Below are 24,299 nucleotides of genomic sequence, written 5' to 3' on the forward strand. Positions count from 1 at the left end.
AGGGGTGACGATGTTCAATACGATCGTTGAATTGATCGACCAAAGTGCCGCCTATGCCAGTGTGGCGGAGTTCATGGTGGCCGTCGAGGCAGAGAACTCCGGGCGGACGCCGACTCAGATCCGCGCGATCATGGCGCGGAACCTTGAAGTGATGGAGGATTCGATCGTCCAAGGGATCCGTGGTGTCCGTTCCGTGACGGGATTGACTGGAGGCGATGCTAAGCGCTTAGACCAATACTTAGCGGCCGGAGACTTCTTTCTCGGCGAGACCGTGTTAGCCGCTGTGCGCAACGCGGTAGCGGTCAATGAAGTGAATGCGAAGATGGGGCTGATCTGTGCGACGCCGACCGCCGGAAGCGCGGGCGTCGTCGCCGGTTGCCTCGTCGCTGCGCGTGACAAGCTGAACCTGACGCGCGCACAGCAGGTCGATTTTTTGTTCACCGCCGGGGCCTTCGGGCTGGTGATCGCGAACAATGCGGGGATCGCCGGCGCGGAAGGTGGCTGTCAGGCGGAAGTCGGGTCGGCGGCTGCGATGGCGGCCGCCGCGCTGGTCTGCGCCAAAGGCGGCAACGCGGACACCGCTGCGCAGGCCGTCGCGATCACCTTGGCCAATTTGATGGGGTTGATCTGCGACCCGGTCGCCGGACTGGTCGAGATCCCCTGCATCAAGCGCAACGCGATGGGAGCGGCGCAGGCTTTCACCAGTGCCGACATGGCCCTGGCTGGTGTCCGCACGGTGATCCCGCCGGATGAGGTGATCCAAGCGATGGATCGGGTGGGCGCGCAGATGCCATCGATCTTCAAGGAAACTGCAGAAGGCGGCCTCGCCACAACCCCGACCGGTCAACGGTTGCGCCAGCAAGTCTTCGGTGACCAATAGGGGAGACACAAAAACGACGCCATCATGGCGTCGTTTTTGTGTGGTCAGAGGGTCTTCAACTGGCCCTGGAAGGCGGAGATGCTGTCGTAGCCCTTGGCAGTCATCTCGGCTTCTAACTCGCGGGTCAGTCGGGCAAACGCGGGGATGCCTTCCTCTTGCAGGACCGTGCCCAGTGAGACGAGGCTAGCGCCGCAGAGGATCAACTCGTACACGTCACGCCCGGTGGTCACACCACCAGTCCCGATAATCGCAATGTCTTCACGCAGGCGCTGGCGGAATGCCCGTACGTTGGCTAGGGCGATCGGCTTGGCGTAGGCGCCGCCGATCCCGCCGAACCCACCCTTAGGGCGGATCAGCGCGGTGTCGGTCGCGGTGTCGATCATCAGCCCGTTGCCCAAGCTGTTGATCGAGTTGATGAAGGTCAGGGGGTAGCGATTCAGCAGGGCGGCCATCACATCGAATTGGGCGAGATCGAAGAACGGAGGTAACTTGATCCCGGCCGGCTTGTGGAAGACGTTGAACAGGTCATCGAGGATCTGCTCGGTCGTCTCCAAATCGTAGGCGATCTGTGGCTTGCCCGGCACGTTCGGACAGCTCAGGTTGAACTCTGTCAGGCCGTTGAAGTCGCTGGCCTGGATGGTCGCGGCCATCTGGGCGTAGTCAGCTGGGCCGGTCCCTGCGATCGAGAGGAATAGTGGCCGATCCGGGTGAGTGGCCTGGAATTTGAGTGCATAGTCTAGGTAGTAGGTATACCCCTTGTTGGGCAGGCCCATCGAATTGATGCTGCCGAGCGCCAAAGCGGCATAACGCGGATCCGGGTTACCGGCGCGGGCAACCAGCGTCCCGCTCTTGGTGACCAGAGTCCCCGCCGGGCTTGCGGCTACTTCATCGAGTTCGTCCGCGGTCATACAGTGAACGCCACTGGCGTTCATCAAAACGTTGTCGAACGTGTACTTGCCGATCGTTGTGCTCAAATTGACCAAAATCGCCACTCCTTTGAATTTGTCCTGTGTGTCGTGCCTAATTTAACCATATTTTGGCTGTCTTGACTAGTCGAGCGGTCGATCGTCGGCCACGGCCACCCGCCGCCGCGTGTTGACGTGTGATTTGCGGTCGAAATGGGTCTGGATTTACAAAAAAACCGTCGCTTTATAATAAAACATTACATAAAACGCCGATATATCAGCCGGCACATGAATAAATTATTGCGTCATAGGCAGCCAAAAACGAAATTATCTGAAACTTATTTAAAAAGTTAACAAATAAAAATTTAACATTTTTTACCATTTTCTATACATAAATTCTGTGATACTATAATCACATTAACTGTGCGTGCTCAATTAAGCTGTACAAGGCGTAATGGGCTGGGGCATGGGAACAAGGAGGAGGCGTGTCATGTTGATGACACTTGGTGCACAACTGCGAGAGATCCGCACGCGAACGGGCAAGACGATCGCGACGGTCGCGGCCGATAGCGGGATCTCACCGGCGAGTCTATCGAACTGGGAGACCAATAAGCAGGTCCCCACGCTGAGTAGCCTGCGGCGATTGGCCACGTACTACGAGGTCGATCTGAACAGTCTGGTCAGTCTCCGAATGCAGACCCGAGACAACAGTCGCGACCAAGGCGACCGAGAGCTACCGATCGAGGAACTGTTCGATCCCAACATTACGTTGACCTTCCAGCAGCGCCCGCTTGATGTCGAGACCTATAAGGTCGTCATTGCGTTTTTGGGTGGGGTGCTGTCGGCCAGTCGTGCGACTGCAGCGCATGCGACAGATCAGAGCTGACTCGTCAGCGCCTGAATTGTTAGTCACTAATCTAAAAATATTTTTATACAAAGTGTTGTTATAGAATTTGTAAAACGTGAATGAGGAGTAATTGATTGATGGGCAGATTTAGTTCTTTTGTGTTATTTGGGGTGGTCGCAGGGACCATCAGCGTCGGCCAAGCACCGGTCGGCCGGCCCCAGGCGGCGCTTGAACGTCAAGCACAATCCACGGCGGCTGTACCGTCGGTGTTTTACATCAGCAACTTGGCGCTGAGCGTCTCAGACATTGAGGGCCTCACCAACTCGGGTATCTCGCAAGTGATCGCGGGGAAAACTTACCACGGCGTCGCGACCGTTAGTTATTATGGCGCAGGCGCGCGCTTGCCCTTGGATGCCTTGCAACTGACCAGCAATAACGCTGCAGTGACCGTGACGAACGCTGCGGGGGTCGCGACGACCCCGGGAGCGGCCAGCGGGTCTTTTACGCTTCCATTCACCCTAACAGTCAATGAAGCGACAGGGGCGTGCGTTGTTGTGAATCTCGACGTGCGGCGCACGGATGGAGGACAATTGACGCCTGCGAGTCAGACCCAAAGCTTCATGGTCATCGCCGATCCGACCGATCCAACGGGTCCGACTGATCCAACCGATCCGACCGATCCAACGGGTCCGACTGATCCAACGGGTCCGACCGATCCGACTGATCCGACGGGCCCGACTGACCCGACCGATCCAACGGGTCCAACCGACCCGACTGATCCGACCGATCCAACGGGTCCAACGGGTCCGACTGATCCAACCGATCCAACGGGCCCAACTGACCCAACGGATCCGACGGGCCCGACCGGCCCAACTGACCCGACAAGTCCGATCGAGCCAATCCGGCGAATCAAACCACGCCGGCCGGCGGTCCCATCGACGCCGCCGGCAACGCAGCCGTCAGTCGCAAAGGCTAAGCGGCTCAAGGCGTTGACCCGAACGCCCGCCCGCCGCAGTGGCAAGCCTTCGCTGCCGCAGACGGGGGACGCGGCGGGTCCAGGGGTTGTCGCGCTTGGTCTGGGCTTGATCGTGGTCACGCTTGGGGCGTGGGGGTGGCGTCGGCACCTGTGATTTTGACGTTGTGGTCAACGCCATCAGGCTTGGCGGTTGACGCGGCGACGCACACCCACTCGGAAAGTCGCCCCGACGGATCCTTCGCGCAGTGGACCCCCATATGAGCAATGCTCAGTGTGTGTCGCCTCGTCAGCCGCCCAGTGTGAGAACCGAGGCCAGTGCCATCAGATGAAGCGCAAACAACCGAATGCCCCTTCGCCATTGCAGCGAAGGGGCATTCGGTTGTTTGGCACGTGCGCTCGCGTTACGTGAACGCATTCAGAAGTAACGCGGCGATCGCCAACCCAGCAGCACCAAGCGTGATCCGACGGGGCCAGAGTGGTGAACGGTCGCGGATCATCGTGATGAGCCACACGATCAGGCCGACGCAAAACACGAGGCTGCCCACAGCGAAGGCAGTGAGCGTTAAGCGGCTCATAGGGCGACGCGGTCCTGACGACGCGCCACAAGATTCGCCAGCTCACCGGCCCTGCGCCGGATCTCGGCCGGCGGCGCTTGCGGGAGGGTGAAATCGGTCAGCATCTTATGTGGATCGTAGTCAGGCGTCACACTGACCAACGAATAGAAGACATTGGGTTCCTCACTATCGGGGATCTGTGCGAGGGTGTAGGCAGTCAATGCCGCCTCGTCGTCGGGCAAGTGGGACAAAAAATCAGAGAGGACGCGGTAAGAGTAATAGACCGTCTCTTCGTAGGTCACACCGACGGCTTGTGCGTGCGGGATATTGACGAAACTGATCGTATAGCCATTCGGCGTTTTTTCGTTCCGCGCGGCAAAGTAGTACCGTCTTGTCGTTTTTGCCATCAAGATCGCATCCTTTCATGTCTTACTAAAATTATAACACGGTTAAAATTATGAGCAACTTGTTTACCTATTTTTAATGATTGGGCAACCGATAACTTTTGGTTTTTTTAGGCCAAAGACTTGCAATCTGGGCCAAGGCTCGATATAATTATTCCTGTTGTTGCGGTTGTAGTTTAGTGGTAAAACTCCAGCTTCCCAAGCTGGCGTCGCGAGTTCGATTCTCGTCAACCGCTTGATGGAACTGGTGCGAGTCGCACCAGTTTTTTGTTACCATCACGGGTCATCCCGAGCCGATGACAAAGAAGAAGCCGTTGAGGGCGTGCAGTGAGGTCGCGGATAGTGTGAGCGACTCGCCTGAGCGGTGGCGCGCTTTGGAGGCACAGCTGAATATCGAGTGGGCAGACAGCCAACAAGAGTGGTACCGCGGGGTGACTCGTCTCTTTCGTTCATAACGGAAGAGACGAGTTTTTTTATCGACAAGGAGGAAAAAAGATGGATTTTAAGCAAGAAGTCGTCAATGCACTGCATCAGGCGCTGGGGACTGACCTAGACGTTGCCGCGATCGCTGCGGCAATCGAGACGCCGAAGAGTTCGGATCTCGGTGATTACGCGTTTCCGACCTTCGCACTGGCCAAGCTTTACCACAAGGCACCGAAGATGATCGCGGCGGACTTGGCGACTGCGATCGACGCCAAGCCGTTCGAAGCCGTTCGCGCCGTTGGGGGCTACGTCAATTTCTTCCTAGATAAGGTCAGCTTTGCGCACAGTGTCTTGACCACCATCGCACAGGATCCGGCGCATTATGGCGATCAGCAACTGGGGACCGGCAATGTGCCGATCGATATGTCTAGCCCGAACATCGCGAAGCCGATGAGCATGGGCCACTTGCGGTCGACGGTGATCGGTAACGCCTTGGCGAATATCTTGGCGAAGGTCGGCTACACCCCGATCAAGATCAACCACCTCGGCGACTGGGGCACCCAGTTCGGTAAGTTGATCGTCGCCTACCGCAAGTGGGGCAATGAGGCGGATGTGCGCCAGGACCCGATCCACTACCTCGTGCAGTACTACGTGCAGTTCCATGAGGAAGCAGAGAAGGATCCGCACCTCGACGACGAGGCGCGTGCGGTGTTCAAACAGCTTGAAGACGGTGACCCTGAGGTGACGAAGCTGTGGGCGTGGTTCCGTGAAGAATCGCTCAAGGAGTTCACGCGCATCTACGATATGCTGGGCGTCACGTTCGACTCCTTCAACGGGGAAGCCTTCTACAACGACAAGATGGACGGCGTGGTGCAGGCGCTTGAGGACAAGGGGCTGCTACACGAGAGCCAGGGCGCGGAGATCGTCGACCTGTCCAAGTATGACTTGAACCCGGCGCTGATCAAAAAGTCCGATGGCGCCACGCTGTACATGACGCGGGACCTGGCCGCTGCGTTTTACCGGCATGCTGAGTACGACTTCGTTCAGTCGCTGTATGTCGTCGGCAACGAGCAGCGTGAGCACTTCGACCAGCTCAAGGCAGTGATCAAAGAGATGGGCGATGATTGGGCGGATGAGATCCACCACATCCCGTTCGGGCTGATCACTTCAGGCGGGAAGAAGCTGTCGACGCGTAAGGGGAACATCATTCTGCTGGAGCAGGTCTTGAACGATGCAATTGCATTGGCGCAAGCGCAGATCGCCGAGAAGCACCCGGATCTGGCAGACGCTGCGACCGTCGCACATCAAGTCGGCGTTGGCGCTGTGATCTTCCACGACTTGAAGAACGAGCGGCTCGATTCCTTCGACTTCAACCTCGAAGAAGTCGTGCGGTTTGAAGGCGAGACCGGACCGTATGTCCAGTACACCAATGCGCGGGCCAACAGCATCCTGAATAAGACAACAGTCGCGCCGGCACCGGAAGTGGCGCTGACGGACCCGACCGCTTGGGATGTCCTGAAGTTGCTGGCGGATTACCCGAACGTCATCGCCCGGGCAGCCCAAGCGTACGAACCCTCTGTGATCGCCAAGTACGCGTTGCGCCTAGCTAAGGCGTTCAACAAGTACTACGCCGCGACCAAGGTCTTGGTCGACGACGCTGAGTTGCCGGCGCGCTTGGCGATGGTCCAGGCGACCACCCAGGTGTTGACGAGCGCGCTGGCGCTGTTGGGGGTCGGTGCCCCTGCCGAAATGTAGTATAATCGACTTATCATATCGTGGAGGTGGCGCCATGAACAAGACGGAACGCCAGACGGCTTTGGCCAAGATCATCAACCAAAAAGCGATCGGGACGCAAGAGGAGCTGTTGAGTGAGCTGAAGCAGGCGGGGATCGATGCGACCCAGGCGACGATCTCGCGAGACATTCGTGAGATGCGGATCGTCAAGGCGCAAGACGCGACCGGCGCCGTTCGTTACACGCTGTTTCGCGGCGACTCGGACTCGCAGTTGGAGCGACTCAGCGACTCTGTCCGCGAAGTCGGGCTAGGGATCACGCGTGTCGAGTTTCTGAATGTGATCAAAACGCTGCCGTCGAACGGTAACCTGTTGGCCGCGATCCTCGACGAGATCCAGTTTCCCCAGGTCGTTGGCACCGTGGCCGGTCACGACACGATCGTTGTGATCAGTCCGGACGTCGACGCGGCGATCTGGTTCAACACCCAATACCAACAAGCCTTTACGAACTAACGCCAACGCGCGCCTCACCGGAAACGGTGGGACGCGCGTTGGTCGTCTTGGGTGGTGCGATCAAAACGGCACGGGACTGGTGACGGTCAGGCGTGACGTGGTCAGTGGCCGCACCAGTGTCAGCTCACTCGCATGAAGCATCAAGCGCGGTGCCTCAAGGGGCGCGGGGGCGTACAGGGGATCGCCGATGATCGGGTAGCCGAGGGCCGCGAGGTGCACGCGCAACTGATGGGTGCGCCCGGTCTCGAGCGTCAGGTGGAGGCGATCTACCGCGAGGCCGCGGGCAATCACGGTGTAGTGGGTGCATGCGGCGTCGCCATCAGCGCGCACCTGCCGCTTGCGACGATCGTCGGGATCGCGACCGATCGGGGCGGTGATGGTGCCGCTGGCCGCTAAACCGCTGGGGACCAGTGCGGTATAGCTGCGCGCCATGGTCTTATCGCCGAGCTGCTGGTTAAGGATCGACTGGGTCAGCGGGTCTTTGGCGATCAGCGTCAGCCCGCTGGTGGCCATGTCCAGGCGGTGAGTGATGAAGGCGGGGCTTGGCGCGAGGTAGGCGGCCACGCGGTTCATCAGCGTGGCGCCTTCACCGGGTTGATTCGGGTGTGGCTTCATGCCAGCGGGCTTGTTCACGATCAGCAGTTGTGCGTCTTCGTACACCACATCAAGGGGCCCAGGGTCCGGGCGGTAGGTCGTGACCGGCGGGACGCTGAAGTGCAAGGTGACGGGCTCGCCAGCCTGTGTTGGTTCGTTGAAGTGGCGGTAGTGACCGGCGACTTGAACCATCTGCGTGGTACGCAGCGTGTGGCGCCAGTGTTTCGGCACGCGCCACTGGGTCAAGAGCGCGCGGACGGAAGGGGCGTCGGTGGCGGTCGCATGAAGGGTGAATTCAGGCATGGGAACTCCTTTAGGTTCTTGTTTTTGGGTAAAAATCAGCCGGCAGACGGAAGGCCCGGCAGTTGGCGTATGGTAGAATAACGCTATTATCATTATAGGAGGACCGCGTCTTGTTAAAGCAATCATGGACCACGATCCGCCCGTGGCTCGCCAAGGCGGGGCGGGGGATCGCGTGGGTCTTTCGCCGCTTCCAGCTGATCCGCTGGGCAGTGTTGCTCGTGCTCCTCGTCGTCTTGGGGCTCTCGTCTTGGTTCACTTACAAGGCTAAAACGGCGGACGTGCAGGAGATCAAGAGCAGCATGCAGACTCGGACCACGATCCTCGCAGGGGATGATCAGGTCGCTGGCCGACTGTACGGTCAAAAAGGCACCTACGTCGACCTGAAGGATATCTCGATCAACGTTCAAAACGCGGTGATCTCGACTGAGGACCGCAGTTTTTACACCAATCTTGGCTTTGACATCAAAGGAATCTTGCGTGCAGTCGCCGGGTTGGTGATCAACCGCGGGACGATCACCGGTGGTGGGAGCACGATCACCCAGCAGCTGGCGAAAAACACGCTGTTGTCGCAGAAGCAGACGTTCCTGCGCAAGGGTCAGGAGCTGTTTTTAGCGGTCCAGTTGACTAAAGTGTACTCTAAGCAAGACATTTTGGCGATGTACCTCAACAATGCGTATTTCGGCAACGGGGTCTGGGGCGTTCAAGACGCGTCCCGGCGGTATTTTGGGAAGAACGCTGCGGATCTGAGCATCAGCGAAGGCGCGACGCTTGCCGCGATGCTGCGCAGTCCGAGTTTCTACAATCCGATCGATCACATGGACAACGCACTGTCGCGGCGTGACCTCGTGCTGGACCTGATGGTCGATAACGGCAAGTTGACCGCCGCGCAGGCGCGCGCGGAGAAGACCAAGCGCCTGACCTTGAAGAACACGTACAGCAACGACGGTGCGCAGAAGTACCCATATTTCTTCGATGCGGTGATCGAGGAGGCGCGCAACAAGTACGGGATCGATGAGGATGACATCGTCAACAAGGGCTACCGCATCTACACCACGCTCAACACGACCTATCAGACACAGATGCAGACTAGTTTTGAGAACAGCTGGGTCTTCCCCCCTGATGCGGCGGATGGGACCAAGGCCCAAGCGGCCTCGATCGCGGTCGACCCAGATACTGGCGGGGTCCTAGCGGTCGTCGGGTCGCGCGGCCCGCATGTCTACCTGGGCTTCAACTACGCCACACAGCTCCAACGCTCGCCGGGCTCGACCCTCAAGCCGATGATGGTCTACACGACAGCGCTGGAGAACGGCTACGCGTACGACAGCAGCCTGACAGACAAGAAGCTCAGCTACGGCAAGGACAATTACACCCCGACCAACCCAGAAGGGGTCTATCTCGGCACCGTCCCGATGTACCAAGCGTTGGCCGCGTCGCTCAACGCGCCGGCGGTCTGGTTGATGAACCAGATCGGCATTGACAAAGGTGTCTCGGAGCTGGCGAAGTTCGGGATCACGCTCAAGGGCACCGATGCGCACCAGCTCTCCTCGGTGCTCGGTGGGGTCAGCACCGGCTTTTCGCCACTGACGTTGGCGCGTGCCTACTCGGCGTACGCCAACGGCGGACGCTTGCCTAGCACCCACTTCATTCGCAAGATCGTGGATGCGAGCGGCCAGACCATCGTCGACAATACGAAGACGTCGAGCAAGCAGATCATCAGCAAGGCGACAGCCACCGAGATGACCAGCATGCTGATCGGGGTATTCAACGACGGCACGGGTCAAAACGCCAAGCCGGCGAACTACACCGTTGCCGGCAAGACGGGGACCGTCGAGATCCCGGACAGCTGGGGCAGCGGTAGCCACGACAGCTGGGTCGTCGGCTACACGCCGGATGTCGTTGTGGCCACCTGGACGGGTTTTGCCAACTCTGATAAGGATCACTACATTCGAGCCGGTAGTAGCGCCAGTGCGCTGTTCAAGTCTGAGATGACCAACATTTTGCCGAACACACCGCAGACCAGTTTTGCGACTAAGGACGCCAAAACGCGTGCAGAGTTGCAGACCCCGGCGCTTGAAAGCGGCGATCTGTGGACCGAAATTCAAAGTGGCGCACAAAATGCTTTCGACAAAGCCAAAGGGACGCTTGGAGAATGGTATAATGACGTGAAAGGCTGGTTCAATCCCTAGCCCTCACTCACAATTTTAGGAGGCACCGCATGGCAAACGTATACGATACCGCGAACCAACTGGCTGACGATCTGCGTCAGAGCCAGCAGTACCAAGACTTGAAGAAGGCCTACGATATGCTGAAGCTCGATGCAGTGGCATACGCGCTGTTCAAGCAGTTCCAGGACAAGCAGATGGCACTGCAGCAAAAGCAGATGCAGGGCACTGAGATCACGCAAGAAGACGTGCAGCCGCTGCAGGATCTGGGCGACAAGATGCAAAACATCCAGCCGATCCAAGACCTGATGGCCCGCGAACAGGCCCTGTCCATCCTGATGGACGACCTGAACAAGGCGATCTCCCAGCCGATCGTCGAGATCTACCAAGATAAGCAAGATAAGTAAGGTGAAAGCCGTCCGTTCGCGGACGGCTTTTTGAATTGGTGATGGACGCTGCGGACGGGTGCGTATGGATGGTATCAACTCAGCTCAGGTTAGGGGTTAACTGAGAGTGAATCGTCCGCCGAGAATTTGCCACAGACTGGTGATGATCAGGCAGCGTGGGCAAAGCTCTTAGGGATCGCTGAGCTCGGGGCGATGAGCGCCTTGGCGTTGTTAAGGCGTAACCAGCGCAGAGATTGAGGCGCCGCATAACGAGAAGGGGTATTGCTGGCCAATGGATCAACTTGACGCGGCAATGCAAGCACCGCACGAGTTAATGCCGAGTTCACGCACAAACACAGGCGCTAGGTCGGAAGTGACCCCAAACACGGAGTTCCAGTATCTAGTAGGTGAGCTAGCCTCTCAGATACTGGGGCTTTTTGTTGATGTGACCGTTAAGAAGCTAACCTCTAGGCCGCCGCCACTTCATTATTGGGCGCAGGGTGCACTGCGGGTCTGGGCGGTCGATTACCAGCGGCTACGATCCGCAAGCGGCGATCACGCAGGGACTCAGCGCTTCAGGCGCCAATCACGAAGGGGGGCACGTGCGCATCGTGATCCTGCGCCCACCTTTGCGCTAAAAACGCGCGTGCTGTTTGTTGCCACTGCACAGAACTGGTAGAATAGGGGGCAGAAGATCTGCTTAGAAAAAGGTGACCGATATGGCAAAAAAGATTTTTGACTACCCCAACGGCGCAGACGTGAAACTCGCGGTCTTGATCAAGTCCGCCGAGGTACGGCTGACGAAGACGAATAAAAAATTCATTGCGTTCACGTTCCAAGATACTTCCGGACACATCACGGCCAAGTTCTGGGACGCGACAGAAGACGACATCCAGCAGTTTCAGGCTGGAGAGGTCGTGCTACTGTCCGGCAAGCGTGAGCTCTACCAGGGTAATCCGCAGATCAAGATCACTGGCCTGCGCCTGGCGACGCAGGAAGAGGGCAACGATCCGGCGAACTTCGTCGAGCGGGCGCCAGAATCCAGCGCAGACATGGGGGAGGAGCTCAACAATTTCATCTTTGAGATCACGAACGCCAACTGGAACCGGGTCGTGCGCAAGCTCTTGGCTGACCACAAGCAAGCGTTCCTGACCTATCCGGCAGCCAAATCTAATCACCACGCGTTCAGCGGGGGCTTGGCCTTCCATACCCTGAGCATCTTGCGGCTCGCCAAGGCGGTGGCCGCGCAGTACAGTAGCGTGAATAAGTCACTCTTGTACGCTGGTGCGATCCTGCACGACTTAGGCAAAACGATGGAGTTGTCCGGCGCCGTCTCAACAGAGTATACAGTCGAGGGCAACCTGATCGGCCATATCGTTTTAGTCGATGAAGCCTTGGTCGAGGCGGCGGAGCAGCTGAAGATCGATGTGCACGCTGAAGACATGGTGATGCTACGGCACATGATCCTAGCCCACCACGGTCTGCTAGAGTATGGCAGCCCGGTCCGACCACAGCTACTGGAAGCCCAGATCTTACATGACCTCGATGAGCTGGACGCGAGCATCAACATGATGACGACGGCGTATCAGCACGTCGAACCAGGCACTTTTTCTGAGCGACTGTTCGGTATGGACAACCGGCGCTTCTACCGGCCGCTGAACGGCCAGACTTACCCGGATCCGCATTGAACCACCGAAGGCTGAAGCACATGCGGCTTCAGCTCAGCGTATCAGCACGGCCTCCTGTTAAACCCGAACCTAGGGTTTTAACAGGAGGCCGTCTTTATCGGGCGAAGGGACTGGTCTATATCGGGAGTGGTTGATCATAGCGAGTTGTGGCGGCAACAAAAAAGCCTCCCGCGCAGGGAGGCTAAAAGTAACATTACTTGCTGGAGCTGCTGGAGGAACCGAGGTAGACGGACAGAACATCCTTGAGGTCGTTGTCCTTGATGGAGACGTTCGCCTTCTGGAGCACCTTCTTGATGATGCCAGTCATGGTTGTCTCGTCGCTCTGCCATGTTGTGTAGAGCTGCGCCGTGAGCTTCTTCTTATTGGACGCTTCAGTGCCCTTGGCTGGGACCTTGATCGCCCGGATGATGTGGTAGCCGTAGTCGGTCTTGACCGGGGTGGTCGTGATCTCGCCTTGCTTCAGCTTGAAGGCGGCTGCCTTGAAGGTCGAGTCCAGTTGCGTGTCGGTGTTATCGAACGCGGTCAGCTTACCGCCAGCAGAGGCGGTACCGGTGTCGGTCGAGTTCTTCTTGGCTAACTCGTTGAACTTCTTTTCGGTGTTGTCGGCCTGAAGCTGCTTGATCAGTTCTTCGGCCTTGTCTTTCTTGGCGACCAGGATGTGTTGAACGGTGATCTTTGGCTGGTACTTCTTCCACTGCGCATCCAGTTGCTTCTGGGTCGGCTTCTTGAGGGCCTTGAGGGCAACCTCAGACAGCAGGGAGGTCTTGATCTGTTCCTTGAAGGACTTCTCGGTCAGACCGCTTTGTGTCAGGGCGCTGGCAAAATCGGTGCCTGCCGCCTCGTAGGACTTCTTGACCTTGTTGTACTGCGCGGTGACCTTCTTATCGGAGACCTTATCGCCGTATTGTTGTTCAAGCGCCTTCGCCACGATCAGATTCCGTAAGGTGGCTTCACCACCGTTGCTGGAGGTCTTCATCGCGTCGTAGTACTCGTCTTTAGTGATCTTGGCGCCTTTCATGTTCGCAACGGTCTCGTTGCTGCTGGAACAGCCCGCCAAAGTCGCGACGAGAAGCAAGCCAGCTAAGCCGGCGATCCATTTTTTCATCTTGACACATCCTATTTGAGTTTATTTTGCACGCCTTTTACTATACCACATCCCACAAAACCCGGGGGCGGTCTTCACAGAAGCTTCAAAAAATTAATCCCGCACCGCACCGGCGGATGATATTAGTCCGATAGCGTGTCAGGTTGGTCGGCTTCCGGCTGGAGCGCTTCGGCGGCGCCGCTGATCGCCTCTAGGTGTTCGGTGAGGGCATCGGTGTGCGCCTGGGTCTGGAAGCTGAAGTCGGTGACGGCGTCATTGATCGCCTCGACGTTGGGCGCCAGGGTGTCTTTGAGCTCCTGGCGCAGAGCGGTCACCGCGGCGCCGAAGCGCTGGACGGCGGATTGCACGTCTTGCGTGGCACCGGTTACGTCGTCGACGTAATGTGCGAGCGCCTGCTGGCGGGCAGGGCCGGAGCGCTTGGTCGTGAGCAGGGCGTAAGTGGTCCCGGCGAGGGCGCCGAGGATGAATCCAGTGGAGAATTTCATGTCAGTCACCGACCTTTGCGCGAATGGCATCCGCAACTGCGTTGAGCGCCGCGGTGTCGAAGCGGTCGCTGTGGTCGCCGAAGTGGATGCTGAAGTCGTCTTGGTCCGAATAGCGCGGGATCAAGTGAATGTGGGAGTGGAACACGCTCTGGTACGCGACGGCCCCGTTATTATTCAGGATGTTCATCCCGGTGATCTGCGGGTCGCTGGCCTGGATCGCCCGTGCGAGCTTCGGCAGGCGGCTGAAGACCGTTGCGGCGAGCGTTGCGTCATAGGCGAAGACGTCAGGGACGTGCTTCTTGGGCACAAGCAGGGTGTGGCCCTTGGTCGCTTGGCTGATGTCGAGGAAGGCGAGGACATCAGCGTCCTCATAGACCTTGACGCTTGGGATCTCGCCTGCGATGATCTTACAAAAAATGCAATCTGTCATGTAGATTCCTCTTTCCGTGCGGATTTGGTTTGGTTTCATGCTATCATATTATTATCAGAAATCACAGATGAAAGCGAGCGATCTCATGACCCTACGCGTCAACGACGTGACCGGCGGCTACGGCAGTTTGCCGGTCCTTAAACACCTCAGCTTCACGGTCCCAGACGGGGCGATCATCGGCTTGATCGGGCTCAATGGGGCGGGGAAGTCCACGACGATCAAGCACATCATTGGCCTGCTGACGCCACAGGCCGGCAGCATCGAGATCGATGGGGCGACCCTGGCGACGGACCCGGACGCGTACCGGCAAGCGATCGCCTACGTCCCGGAGACCCCAGTGCTTTACCAGGAGCTGACACTGCGTGAACACCTCGAGCTGACGATGATGGCTTACGGGCTGGACCCGGAGGCGACGTGGCCGCTGGCCGACGCAATGCTTGAGCGGTTCCGACTAGGCAACAAGTTAGAGTGGTTTCCGGCGAATTTTTCTAAGGGGATGAAGCAGAAGGTGATGATCGTGGCCGCCTTCATGACGCAAGCGAAGCTGACGATCATCGATGAGCCGTTCACCGGGCTCGATCCCTTGGCGGTCCATGACCTGCTAGATCTGGTCACGGCCGCGCGGGCGGCCGGCCGCAGTGTGTTGATGTCAACGCACATCCTGGCGACGGCCGAGCAATACGCGGACAGCTTCGTGCTACTGAAAGACGGCCAAGTGCGGGCCAGCGGCGACGTTGCCAGTTTGCGCGACCAGTTCGCCTTACCAGACGCGAGCCTCGATGACGTGTACTTGGCAATGACGAAAGAGGCTGCCGATGCGTGAGCTGTGGACGCGCCGCCTGCGTCGGCACCAAAAAGCGCAGTTCAGATACCTCAAACTCGTCTTTAACGACCATTTCGTCTTGGCGCTGATCATCCTCGCAGGGACGCTGATGTACGGCTACAGCCAGACGTTGCAGACGTTGGTGGTCAGTTGGTGGCTTCGGCCGCTGGTCGGGCTAGTGCTGGTCGCGTTGCTGGCGCTGGGACAGCTCGCCACGCTGGTCGAACCGGCAGACGCTACGTTCTTGCTCCCGCAGACCGGCGCGTTTGCCGCCGCGATGTTGCGTGCCCGTCGCTACAGCCTGTTACTGCCCGGTGCTGTCCTGGCCCTCGCCGCACTCGCGGTGATGCCGTTGTTGCGCGTGCTTGGCGTGCCAGCGGGATCAGGCACCCTGACGCTGATCGTTGCGCTGTGGGCCTTCAAGGATACCGACGAATGGTTGCAGTTGTTGGGACACTACCAGCGTATCCTGCCACGCTGGGCAACACGCGGGCTGCTGCTCGTGCTGGCCTGGGGTGCCGTGACAGTCGGGCTATGGGTGCACCCCGCACTGGCGATGCTGGTCGCGCTGGCGGCCGACTTGGCGCTGCGTTGGCGGTTGAGTAGCCGGTTCGCACCAGCCACGCTGGATTGGTTGAGCGTCGTGGCCGCCGAGGAGAAGCGGATGGGGCGGCTCTACCGCTTCTACAATCTCTTCACCGATGTGCCTGGGCTGGCCGGCGGCGTACGCCGACGCAAGTGGTTAGACGTCCTCTTGCCGCTAGCCCCCAAGCGTGCTGGTCAACCTTGGGCGAACCTGTTCTTACGCGGCTTCCTGCGGCGCACCGAGTTTCTCGGCTTGTACTTGCGTCTGGCGGTGATCGGCACTGTCGTGATCGCGCTGGTGCAACCACTGTGGCTCGCGGCGTTGCTTGCGGCGCTGTTCGTCTACCTGGTCGGGTTTCAGTTACTTCCGCTGGCGTTGGCGTACGGCGAGGTCGTCTTCACCCACCTTTGGCCGTTGCCAGATCAGGCACGGGTGCGTGCGTTCATTGCGCTCACACGTGGCCTGTTGTTGGTGCTGGCGGTGGGCTTGAGCGTTGGCGCTTTGCTGCGTGGCCGCTGGCTAGTCGCCGGCGTTGTCTTGGGCGTGGGCATCGCCTTTGGGCTGGCGTTTGCCCAGTGGTACCTGCCGCGACGGCTTGCGAAAGCCGCCTAGCGTAGAACCGTTGTTCGTCTCTTGACGCGTTCGCGCAGACTCGGTAAGATATTCTAAGGAAACGATTCTGTTCGTCGGCCTTCAAGGCGGCGCAAGACGCACTCTGAGCCGATCGCGGCCAGTCCTGCGGCATTCACATTAAGGAGACAGCCAATGGATCTAGATCTGGATCCCGGATGGTCGCTTTCGCCGGTGGGCGGAACGACTGGTGGGGCATTCATGGGCGTGTACGCCCATGAGAAATTCTTTTTAAAACGAAATGCGTCCCCCTTTTTGGCGGCATTATCAGTTGAGGGCATCACACCGAAGCTGATCTGGACCAAACGCATTTCCACCGGTGATGTACTCACCGCGCAGGAGTGGCTGAACGGCCGCACGCTGACGCGGGAGCAGATGAACTCTAAGATGGTCGCGAGCTTGCTCGCTAAAGTCCACCAGTCTACCTTGTTGAAGCGAATGCTTCAAAAAGTCGGCGGCCAGGGCCAGACACCGGCGCAGTTGCGCGATCAATACGTCGCCGACTTGCCCAAGGCGCTGCGCGAGCACCCGCTCGTCGCAACCGTCGCGGCGCGGTTACGGACCTTGCCGCAAGGGCCGCGCACGCTGCGGGTGTGTCACGGCGATCTGAACCACAAGAACTGGTTGCTGTCGGACGCGAACAAGCTGTACCTGGTCGATTGGGATCAGGCGAGCCTTGGCGACATCGCCTTTGACCTCAGCGTCGTCTTGATCAACTATGTCCCGCGGGACGAGTGGACGCGGTGGTTGGCCGATTACGGCACGACCTTGACGCCCAGCTTGCTCGCCCGGATCGAGTGGTACGGCCAGCTACACCTGCTCAATGAGATCAAGCAGAACTACGAGCGGCAGCGTTACACCGAGATGAACCGGGCAATCTTGCAGTTATCCCACCTGGTCAACCCAGAAGACTGAACCAGACCGTCAAGGGGCCGAGACGAATGTCTTGGCCCCTTGGACTGTCAACGAGAAGAGGAGAAACACATGCGATTACGTAACAAACCCTGGGCGATGCCGCTGATCCAAGCGCATCCCGAGTTCATCACTGTGCGCCCGGCTGGGCTGCAGGGTCAGTGGCAGGCCAAATTCGACCAGGCGCGGCCGCTGTTTTTGGAAGTTGGCTCCGGTAAGGGCAAGTTCATCACTGAGATGGCGCAGGCCCATCCGGACCAGAACTTTATCGCGCTGGAAATCCAAGATGTGGCGATCGCGTACATCCTGCGCAAGCAAGTTGAGCTACAGCTGCCGAACCTCCAGTTGATCTTGGGTGACGGGGCGGACCTGACCGACTACTTTGCCCCCGGTGAGGTCGACGGCGTGTTCCTGAACTTCTCGGATCCGTGGCCGAAGACGCGGCACGAAAAACGCCGCCTGACCTACAAGACCTTCCTCGATCAGTACAAGGCGATCATGAAGCCAGACGGTGTGCTACAGTTCAAGACGGACAACCAAGGCTTCTTCGAGTTTTCCCTGGTCAGCATGAACAACTATGGAATGCACTATGAATTGGTGGCGCTCGACCTACATCGCGATCCGCGGGTGAGCGACAATATCGAGACCGAGTACGAGCACAAGTTCAGTGCCAAGGGCGGGCGGATCTACGAGTTGGTCGCGCACTTCTAGTCGCGCGTCAGATCCATCAGTGTGCCGTCTTCGGCCACGTTGAAGTGGAACGTGGTGGTCGCGGTGGTGATCCCGCCGCGGTAGGTCGCGATCAGCTTATCGTGCTGCCAACCGGCGTCGGGCGACATGTTGATCCATCCGCCAGTGATGTCTTGCTCAGAGGCGATCGTGTTGCGGACGCGCTTGAACAGGCGATTCGGTAGGATGTGGTGCCAGTAGTACGCGTAGGCGTGCGACGCCAGCGTAGCCGCAAGCGCTGCAGTCCCGGCGGCGGCAAAGATCAAGGCGGTGCGTTTTTTCATCATCCAGACCCCTTTTCTGTGGTTGCATTCAGTATACTCGAAAGCTACACTTACTGCATTGCCAAAACCACTGAAACCGTGTATGCTACACTTGTATTCAGTAAGTGAAAGGAAGATGCGTATGCAAAAATTCGATTCCAACGACAAGATCCTGGCGGCGGCCAACGCTGCTGGCAAGAAAATGCTGTTCTTCTCCGCGGACTGGTGCCCAGATTGCACGTTCATCAAGCCGGCGATGCCTGCGATCGAGGCCGAGTACCCAGACTATCAATTTATCTACGTCGACCGCGATGACAACATCGAGATCGCGCAGGACAAAGGGGTCATGGGGATCCCAAGTTTCATCGCGCTCGAGGACGGCGAAGAGATTGGCCGCTTCGTCAACGGCGACCGGAAGACGAAGGCAGAAGTCGAGACCTTCATCAACGGGCTGCCGGCATAAGCGACACTTGCGTGGCACTCTCGGGTGCCACGTCTTTTTCGGCCCAGACTTGGGCCAGCACATCAAGGAGGAGACATCAGAATGTTGATCACCAGTTATAATCCAACTGCATGGGGCGACACGCTCGTGGCCGTATTGGCACCGGATGTGGCCGCTCAGCACACCGTCCAGGCCGGTGATATCACCGGGATCTACGGCCCGGACTCGACCGCGATCGGCTTCAACTTCTTCAACGCGAGCCAGTGGCTCGGTGCGATCGAAGGCACCGGGCAGGTCTTTTTGACCGATGCCCAGGTCTCAGCGCTGAATGCAGCGATCGACGCGGCAGGGTTGCCTGGCGAACTGGTCGTCGACCACACGCCGAAGCTGGTGATCGGTAAGATCGTTGCGTTCAGTGCGCACCCGGATTCTGATCACCTGCACCTCACAACGGTCGACTTCGGGGATCATCGCGAGCAGATCGTCTGTGGGGCACCGAATGCGGCATTGGGCCAGACGGTCGTCGCGGCGTTGCCCGGCGCGATGATGCCCGATGGCAAGCTGATCTGGCCAGGTCAGTTGCGTGGCGTCCAGTCTGACGGGATGCTGTGTTCAGCACGTGAGCTCGCGATCCCAGGTGCGCCGCAGCAGCGCGGGATCTTGGTCATGCCCGATGAGCTGCCAGCGGGGACGCCGTTCGATATGGCCACCGCCACGGCCGTGGTGGCTGCGCAGACAGCCTAGCCGGATGATCGACCGCTGATCGTTAAGATCGGCGGTTTTTTGTTGTCCCGGCGCGGGGGAGGGGCGTGCGTATGGTAAAATAGTCCCATTAGTAAGGGAGTTGATGTTATGCCGCATTACGATGGGCCCGCGTTCAACCGTGACCCACATCCGTCTACCTCGCGGCAGGCGTATGAATTACCGCCGCGCACGCCGCGCCAACCGGCGACACCGCCGGTGACACACCGCGCGCCGATCGTCCCGGAGCCCGTGCACCATTCCGTCGACCCATTGGCCGCGTTGATCGCGATCCCGCGGATGCGACACCGGCCGACCGTGCGACCGGTCGATTACGCCGCGATCGCAACGCAGATGCGGCCCAGCGACGACGCGGTGTATCGGTTCGCCGAGCCGAGCGACGGCGCGTTGCTGTGGGCAGATGAGCCGACGTCGACCCCTGTGGTGGTGGCTGAACCTGAGCAGCCGGGCGACGACGCCCAGTCCGCACCGGTCGCAGCACCGACGCAAACGCCAGTTAAGCCCACAGCGCCCTTGACGACGCCAGTGGCAGCCGCCGCGCCCCAACCGGTCGCCGCAGCTCAAGCTGACCTGCCGCACGCGCACGAAGTGGTCACCCAGCCAGCTGAAGCTGACTCAGAGACGCTTGTGGCCAGTGCGACCGAGCCGCCGATCGATCAGCCAAAGACCGATCGACCCGTGCCCGTGCCGGTCGCGGCGACGGTGTCGGAGTTGATGGACGCACAGGCCCCGCTTCCGGCAGACCCACAACTGCGCAGTGAGACACGCGCTGCGGCCGCCGAGCGTGGCGCCGGTGGTCGACCAAGCAAGTTGCCGAACCCATACGCGGTCCGCGCCTCAGTCCGCGCGTACTTGAAGGCGCAAAAAGCCGCGAAGCACGCCCCGACAGAGGCGCAGCCGACTGCGCCGGTCTCGGCGCCGAGCGAGCCCGATGCGCAGCCGCCACGTGCGATCACGCCAACGCCTGCGATGCAGCAGGGATTGCCAGTGTCGCCGCAGTCCCCCCCAGACTGAGGCGCAGCCAACCGACACGAACGATACCGGTGCCGCTGGACGCGATTCGACCCCTGCACTCGAAGTCAGCGCGGCAGCCGCGGCGGCCTACCACCTGCCACCATTGGACTTGCTGAAGGCCCCGGTCGTCTCTGACGACGCCGCGCAGGCCGAGTGGGTCGCACGGCAAAGTGATAAGCTCGACGCCACGCTGACTGCGTTCAACGTCGGTGCGCACACGGTGGCCCACACGATCGGGCCCACGGTGACCCAGTTTCAGATCGCTTTGGATCCCGGCGTGCGGGTCAGCAAGATCACGAACCTGACTGATGACCTCAAGCGCGCGCTGGCGGCTAAGGATATCCGGATCGAGGCCCCGATCCCGGGGCAGTCGACCGTGGGGATCGAGATCCCGAACCTGAACCCGCGGCCGGTGATGCTCAAGGAAGTGTTGGCGTCTTCGGCCTTTCAGACCGCGACGTCACCGCTGACCGTCGCGTTGGGGGTCGATCTGTTCGGTCAGCCAGTCGTGACCAACATCGATAAGATGCCTCATGGCCTGATCGCCGGGGCGACTGGTTCGGGGAAGTCCGTATTCATCAACAGTCTGATCACCTCCTTGCTGTACAAGGCGACGCCGGCGGAAGTCCGGCTACTCCTGATCGATCCCAAAGCTGTGGAGCTGGCGGTCTATAATGACCTGCCGCACTTGGTCTCGCCGGTGGTCTCTGAACCCAAGGCGGCTAGTGCCGCACTCAAGTGGGCGGTCAACGAGATGGAGACGCGCTACCAGCGGCTGGCGGCCGGTGGGGTGCGCAGCCTCGATCAGTTCAACGAGCGTGCGCGCGCCCATGGCGACTATGGCTTGGTGATGCCGCACATCGTGATCATTATCGATGAGCTGGCCGATCTGATGATGGTCGCGGCCAGTGAAGTGCAGGATTACATCGCCCGCATCACAGCTAAGGCGCGGGCGGCCGGGATCCATCTGATCGTCGCGACGCAGCGGCCATCGGTCGATGTGATCACCGGGACGATCAAGAACAATATCCCGACGCGGGTGGCCTTCATGGTCGCCAGTCAAGTGGACTCCCGGACGATCATCGACCACAACGGAGCCGAGCGTTTGCTCGGCAAAGGTGATATGCTATACCTTGGTAACGGGGCCAGTCAACCGATCCGGTTGCAGGGGACGTTCGTCGACCGCGAGATCGAAGCGATCGTCGACTTCGTGCGCCAGGAGCGCGCGCCGCAGTACTTGTTCCAACCGGATAAGTTGGTCGCCAAGGCGGACGCGAGCGAGGCGCAAGACGATTTGTTCCCCGACGTGCTCAAGTACCTCGCAGGGGAGAAGAACGTCTCGACCAGCAAGTTGCAGCGCGTGTTTTCGATCGGCTATAACCGAGCGGCGAATCTGATCGATGACCTGGAGATGCGCCACTATGTCTCGCCCGCCAATGGCTCCAAGCCTCGAGATGTCTACTTCAACAAAGAAGACCTCCCAGAACCCAAAGACTCGCGCGATTCTCGCGCGTATTAAGAAAGAAGTATTCGACCATGACACAGGAAACAGATTATTTCATCGGCATCAAGGGCTCGGGGATGAGCGCCTTGGCGCTCATCCTCAATGACCTCGGCCACAAGGTGCTGGGGTCTGACATCACTCAGTACACCTTCACCCAGCGGGGACTGGCGGCGGCCGGCATCGAGATGCTGCCGTTCGACGCGGCGAATGTCAAGCCGGGGTACACGATCATCTGCGGGAACTCGTTCACTGACGAGCACCCCGAGGTCAAGCAGGCGAAGGTGCTCGGTCTGCCGTTTTACCGGTACCACGAGTACCTCGGCAAGCTGCTCGGCCAGTACACCAGTATCGGGGTCGCCGGCGCGCACGGTAAGACTAGCACGACCGGCTTGCTGGCGCACACACTCAGCGGGATCGAGAAGACCTCTTATCTGATCGGTGACGGGACCGGCAAGGGGACGCCGGACTCCAAGTTCTTCGTCTTCGAGGCGGACGAGTACCGGCGCCACTTCCTCGCCTACTCGCCAGACTACCTGATCATGACCAATATCGACTTCGACCACCCGGATTATTACACCGGGATTGAAGACGTCTACTCAGCGTTCGAGGCGGAAGGCAAGCAAGTCCGCAAGGCGATCTTCGCCTGGGGCGACGACCCTTGGCTGCGCAAACTCGATGTATCGGTGCCGGTCTACTACTACGGGACCAGCGACCAAGACGATTTTGTCGCCAAAAACATCAGCCGCACGACGACCGGCTCGAGCTTCGATGCCTTTCATGCCGGCCAGCTGATCGGGCACTTCCACGTCCCGCTGTTCGGTGAACACAGCGTCTTGAACGCGCTGGCGGTTGTCGCCGTCGCGTTCACGGAAGGGCTTGACCCTGAGTTTACCGCACGCGAGCTGGCCAGCTTCACCGGGGTCAAGCGCCGGTTCTCCGAAAAAAAGATGGCCGATGCGGTGATCATTGATGATTACGCGCACCACCCGAGCGAGATCAAGGCAACACTGGACGCGGCGCGTCAGAAGTACCCGGACAAGCAGGTCGTGGCGGTGTTCCAGCCGCACACCTTCTCACGCACCATTGCTTATCTCGACGAGTTCGCGGCGACGCTCAGCGCTGCCGATGCGGTGTATGTCACCCCGATCTTCAGCTCCGCGCGCGAGCAGTCTGGGAGCGTCTCGGCAGAAGACCTGGCGGCCAAGGTGACTCAGGGCGGTCACGTGATCGAACTGACAGACATGTCACCGCTTTTGGATTACCAGAACGCCGTGTTCGTCTTCATGGGTGCCGGTGACATCCAGAAGTACGAAGTCGCCTTCGAGAACTTGCTGTCAGACGTCAGTCCAACGGCCAATTGAGCTGAGGCGACCTGGCAAGGTCGGAGCGAGAACTCCGTCTTAAGTCCAACTGACTTTTGGTCAGAAACTGGTATAATGGGGCTATTCACTAGAGAAGAGAGGTTGATACGATGGAAGAACGTCGTGTTGTCAATGATACTGGCTTAGCTGCTTTCTTCAACCGGGTCTACTCGACCGTCGGGTTGGGGATCGCTGTGACCAGCCTGATCAGCTATTTGCTGGGGACCGTCTTCGTCGACAGTTACACCAGCTTCATCAACTCGAGTCCGCTGATGTTTTGGCTGATGACATTGATGCCCTTCATCCTGCTATTCGTGATGAACAACAAGGCGGCGCGGCGAAGCGGGGCGTATGCCACCGTGGTGTTCACGCTGATCTCGGCGTCGTTTGGCTTCATGTACGCCAGTCTGTTCATCCGCTACGAACTCGGCACGATGACCGCTGCGCTCCTCACGACCGCGGTCGCCTTCATCACGATGTCGGTGGTCGGGCGTGTGACCAAGCAGGACTTGAGTCGCGCCGGGGCCATCGCGTCGAACGCGCTGATCGGGATCATCTTAGTCACGTTGATCAACGTATTTCTGATCCACTCGAGCGGGATGCAGCTGATCATGGCGTATGTCATCTTGATCGTCTTCCTGGTCTTGACGGCGTGGGATAACCAGGCCCTCAAGCGGATGTACCTGACGGCCGGGCAGTCCGGTCAGCCGGCGTACTCGATGAATAGCTTAGCGATCCAAGGCGCACTGATGCTGTACTTGGACTTCCTGAATATGTTCATGGCGATCTTGCAGATCTTCGGTGGCGGCTCTGACCGCAACTGAGTGTGAGCCCTCCGCATGCCGCAACGGCTCGCAGAGGGTTTTTTGTTGCCAGAGCGACGGCC

26 protein-coding genes, 1 tRNA gene and 1 pseudogene are annotated in these 24,299 nt (G+C 59.3%); 20 read left to right on the plus strand and 8 right to left on the minus strand.

Translation table 11 applies throughout. From position 1 onward, the window contains the following. Positions 1 to 10: 10 nt before the first annotated feature. Positions 11 to 880, plus strand: a complete 870-nt coding sequence (gene sdaAA, locus HII33_RS07240) for an L-serine ammonia-lyase, iron-sulfur-dependent, subunit alpha (protein ID WP_179395141.1) — start codon at positions 11 to 13, stop codon at positions 878 to 880. Positions 881 to 924: 44 nt separating this feature from the next. Here the strand turns inward: sdaAA and HII33_RS07245 are convergent, their stop codons facing one another. Then, positions 925 to 1,863: a dihydroorotate oxidase gene (locus HII33_RS07245; protein ID WP_179395142.1), complete on the minus strand. Its 939-nt coding sequence runs from the start codon at positions 1,861 to 1,863 to the stop codon at positions 925 to 927. Positions 1,864 to 2,275: 412 nt separating this feature from the next. On the opposite strand from HII33_RS07245, the gene HII33_RS07250 reads away from it, so the two are divergent. Continuing rightward, positions 2,276 to 2,671 (plus strand): helix-turn-helix domain-containing protein, encoded by a 396-nt coding sequence (locus tag HII33_RS07250; RefSeq protein WP_179395143.1) that lies wholly within the window; start codon positions 2,276 to 2,278, stop codon positions 2,669 to 2,671. 98 nt (positions 2,672 to 2,769) lie between these two features. After that, a complete protein-coding gene (locus tag HII33_RS13710; RefSeq protein WP_218841924.1) occupies positions 2,770 to 3,762 on the plus strand; it encodes an LPXTG cell wall anchor domain-containing protein in 993 nt (330 codons plus the stop codon). A gap of 247 nt (positions 3,763 to 4,009) precedes the next feature. Here the strand turns inward: HII33_RS13710 and HII33_RS07265 are convergent, their stop codons facing one another. Together HII33_RS07265 and HII33_RS07270 are read right to left on the minus strand one after the other, a co-directional pair. Then, on the minus strand, positions 4,010 to 4,183 hold the full coding sequence (locus tag HII33_RS07265) for a hypothetical protein (protein WP_179395146.1): 174 nt from the start codon (positions 4,181 to 4,183) through the stop codon (positions 4,010 to 4,012). Further along, positions 4,180 to 4,569, minus strand: a complete 390-nt coding sequence (locus tag HII33_RS07270; RefSeq protein WP_179395147.1) for a hypothetical protein — start codon at positions 4,567 to 4,569, stop codon at positions 4,180 to 4,182. Before HII33_RS07270 ends, HII33_RS07265 begins: the two co-directional genes overlap by 4 nt. Before the next feature lie 162 nt (positions 4,570 to 4,731). Between HII33_RS07270 and HII33_RS07275 the strand changes: the two genes are divergently transcribed. The 3 genes from HII33_RS07275 (at position 4,732) to HII33_RS07285 (ending at position 7,234) form a co-directional block, all read left to right on the plus strand. Further along, a tRNA-Gly gene (locus HII33_RS07275) sits at positions 4,732 to 4,802 on the plus strand. Between the two features lie 259 nt (positions 4,803 to 5,061). Then, the gene (argS, locus tag HII33_RS07280; RefSeq protein ID WP_179395148.1) at positions 5,062 to 6,744 is read left to right on the plus strand and encodes an arginine--tRNA ligase; all 1,683 of its coding nucleotides are present in this window, start codon (positions 5,062 to 5,064) and stop codon (positions 6,742 to 6,744) included. Between the two features lie 34 nt (positions 6,745 to 6,778). Next, complete coding sequence (locus HII33_RS07285) at positions 6,779 to 7,234, plus strand: arginine repressor (RefSeq protein ID WP_179395149.1); 456 nt, start codon at positions 6,779 to 6,781, stop codon at positions 7,232 to 7,234. Positions 7,235 to 7,294: 60 nt separating this feature from the next. Here the strand turns inward: HII33_RS07285 and HII33_RS07290 are convergent, their stop codons facing one another. Beyond that, entirely contained in the window at positions 7,295 to 8,131 is an 837-nt protein-coding gene (locus tag HII33_RS07290) for an RluA family pseudouridine synthase (RefSeq protein ID WP_179395150.1), read from the minus strand. Positions 8,132 to 8,265: 134 nt separating this feature from the next. On the opposite strand from HII33_RS07290, the gene HII33_RS07295 reads away from it, so the two are divergent. The 4 genes and pseudogenes from HII33_RS07295 (at position 8,266) to HII33_RS07310 (ending at position 12,367) form a co-directional block, all read left to right on the plus strand. After that, positions 8,266 to 10,317 (plus strand): PBP1A family penicillin-binding protein, encoded by a 2,052-nt coding sequence (locus tag HII33_RS07295; RefSeq protein WP_179395760.1) that lies wholly within the window; start codon positions 8,266 to 8,268, stop codon positions 10,315 to 10,317. A gap of 29 nt (positions 10,318 to 10,346) precedes the next feature. After that, entirely contained in the window at positions 10,347 to 10,700 is a 354-nt protein-coding gene (locus tag HII33_RS07300; RefSeq protein ID WP_179395151.1) for a YlbF family regulator, read from the plus strand. Positions 10,701 to 10,820: 120 nt separating this feature from the next. Beyond that, positions 10,821 to 10,937 (plus strand): annotated as a pseudogene (locus HII33_RS14005) (LPXTG cell wall anchor domain-containing protein); the annotation flags it as partial. Between the two features lie 461 nt (positions 10,938 to 11,398). Beyond that, positions 11,399 to 12,367, plus strand: a complete 969-nt coding sequence (locus HII33_RS07310) for a 3'-5' exoribonuclease YhaM family protein (RefSeq protein ID WP_179395153.1) — start codon at positions 11,399 to 11,401, stop codon at positions 12,365 to 12,367. Between the two features lie 193 nt (positions 12,368 to 12,560). On the opposite strand, the gene HII33_RS07315 is transcribed toward HII33_RS07310, so the two are convergent. From HII33_RS07315 to HII33_RS07325, 3 genes are all read right to left on the minus strand, one after another. After that, complete coding sequence (locus HII33_RS07315; protein ID WP_179395154.1) at positions 12,561 to 13,472, minus strand: peptidylprolyl isomerase; 912 nt, start codon at positions 13,470 to 13,472, stop codon at positions 12,561 to 12,563. Between the two features lie 122 nt (positions 13,473 to 13,594). Further along, positions 13,595 to 13,957 (minus strand): YtxH domain-containing protein, encoded by a 363-nt coding sequence (locus tag HII33_RS07320; protein ID WP_179395155.1) that lies wholly within the window; start codon positions 13,955 to 13,957, stop codon positions 13,595 to 13,597. 1 nt (position 13,958) lies between these two features. Further along, a complete protein-coding gene (locus HII33_RS07325) occupies positions 13,959 to 14,387 on the minus strand; it encodes an HIT family protein (protein ID WP_179395156.1) in 429 nt (142 codons plus the stop codon). An 85-nt stretch (positions 14,388 to 14,472) separates the two neighbouring features. Here HII33_RS07325 and HII33_RS07330 point away from each other — a divergent pair, with 85 nt between their 5' ends. From HII33_RS07330 to trmB, 4 genes are all read left to right on the plus strand, one after another. Next, positions 14,473 to 15,210, plus strand: coding sequence for an ABC transporter ATP-binding protein (locus HII33_RS07330; RefSeq protein WP_179395761.1), 738 nt, complete (start codon positions 14,473 to 14,475; stop codon positions 15,208 to 15,210). Then, complete coding sequence (locus HII33_RS07335; protein ID WP_179395157.1) at positions 15,203 to 16,408, plus strand: ABC transporter permease; 1,206 nt, start codon at positions 15,203 to 15,205, stop codon at positions 16,406 to 16,408. Before HII33_RS07330 ends, HII33_RS07335 begins: the two co-directional genes overlap by 8 nt. 153 nt (positions 16,409 to 16,561) lie before the next feature. Further along, entirely contained in the window at positions 16,562 to 17,341 is a 780-nt protein-coding gene (locus tag HII33_RS07340; RefSeq protein ID WP_179395158.1) for a phosphotransferase family protein, read from the plus strand. Between the two features lie 69 nt (positions 17,342 to 17,410). Beyond that, on the plus strand, positions 17,411 to 18,049 hold the full coding sequence (gene trmB, locus HII33_RS07345) for a tRNA (guanosine(46)-N7)-methyltransferase TrmB (RefSeq protein ID WP_179395159.1): 639 nt from the start codon (positions 17,411 to 17,413) through the stop codon (positions 18,047 to 18,049). Here the strand turns inward: trmB and HII33_RS07350 are convergent. Beyond that, positions 18,046 to 18,351 (minus strand): hypothetical protein, encoded by a 306-nt coding sequence (locus HII33_RS07350; RefSeq protein ID WP_179395160.1) that lies wholly within the window; start codon positions 18,349 to 18,351, stop codon positions 18,046 to 18,048. The two genes, trmB and HII33_RS07350, sit on opposite strands and share 4 nt — an antisense overlap. 121 nt (positions 18,352 to 18,472) lie before the next feature. Between HII33_RS07350 and HII33_RS07355 the strand changes: the two genes are divergently transcribed. The 6 genes from HII33_RS07355 to HII33_RS07380 all read left to right on the plus strand — a co-directional run bounded on the left by HII33_RS07355 (position 18,473) and on the right by HII33_RS07380 (position 24,237). Next, on the plus strand, positions 18,473 to 18,793 hold the full coding sequence (locus HII33_RS07355) for a thioredoxin family protein (protein ID WP_179395161.1): 321 nt from the start codon (positions 18,473 to 18,475) through the stop codon (positions 18,791 to 18,793). A gap of 81 nt (positions 18,794 to 18,874) precedes the next feature. After that, on the plus strand, positions 18,875 to 19,516 hold the full coding sequence (ytpR, locus tag HII33_RS07360) for a YtpR family tRNA-binding protein (RefSeq protein WP_179395162.1): 642 nt from the start codon (positions 18,875 to 18,877) through the stop codon (positions 19,514 to 19,516). Positions 19,517 to 19,624: 108 nt separating this feature from the next. Further along, positions 19,625 to 20,548, plus strand: a complete 924-nt coding sequence (locus HII33_RS07365) for a hypothetical protein (protein WP_179395163.1) — start codon at positions 19,625 to 19,627, stop codon at positions 20,546 to 20,548. Continuing rightward, positions 20,481 to 22,067, plus strand: coding sequence for a DNA translocase FtsK (locus HII33_RS07370; RefSeq protein WP_343036849.1), 1,587 nt, complete (start codon positions 20,481 to 20,483; stop codon positions 22,065 to 22,067). The genes HII33_RS07365 and HII33_RS07370 overlap by 68 nt, the downstream gene beginning before the upstream one ends. A 17-nt stretch (positions 22,068 to 22,084) precedes the next feature. Further along, entirely contained in the window at positions 22,085 to 23,413 is a 1,329-nt protein-coding gene (gene murC, locus HII33_RS07375) for a UDP-N-acetylmuramate--L-alanine ligase (protein WP_179395165.1), read from the plus strand. A 110-nt stretch (positions 23,414 to 23,523) separates the two neighbouring features. Beyond that, positions 23,524 to 24,237: a Bax inhibitor-1/YccA family protein gene (locus HII33_RS07380; protein WP_179395166.1), complete on the plus strand. Its 714-nt coding sequence runs from the start codon at positions 23,524 to 23,526 to the stop codon at positions 24,235 to 24,237. Positions 24,238 to 24,299 lie beyond the last annotated feature (62 nt).

The sequence above is a fragment of the Lacticaseibacillus absianus genome (genome assembly GCF_013407595.1).
Classification (GTDB): Bacteria; Bacillota; Bacilli; order Lactobacillales; family Lactobacillaceae; genus Lacticaseibacillus; species Lacticaseibacillus absianus.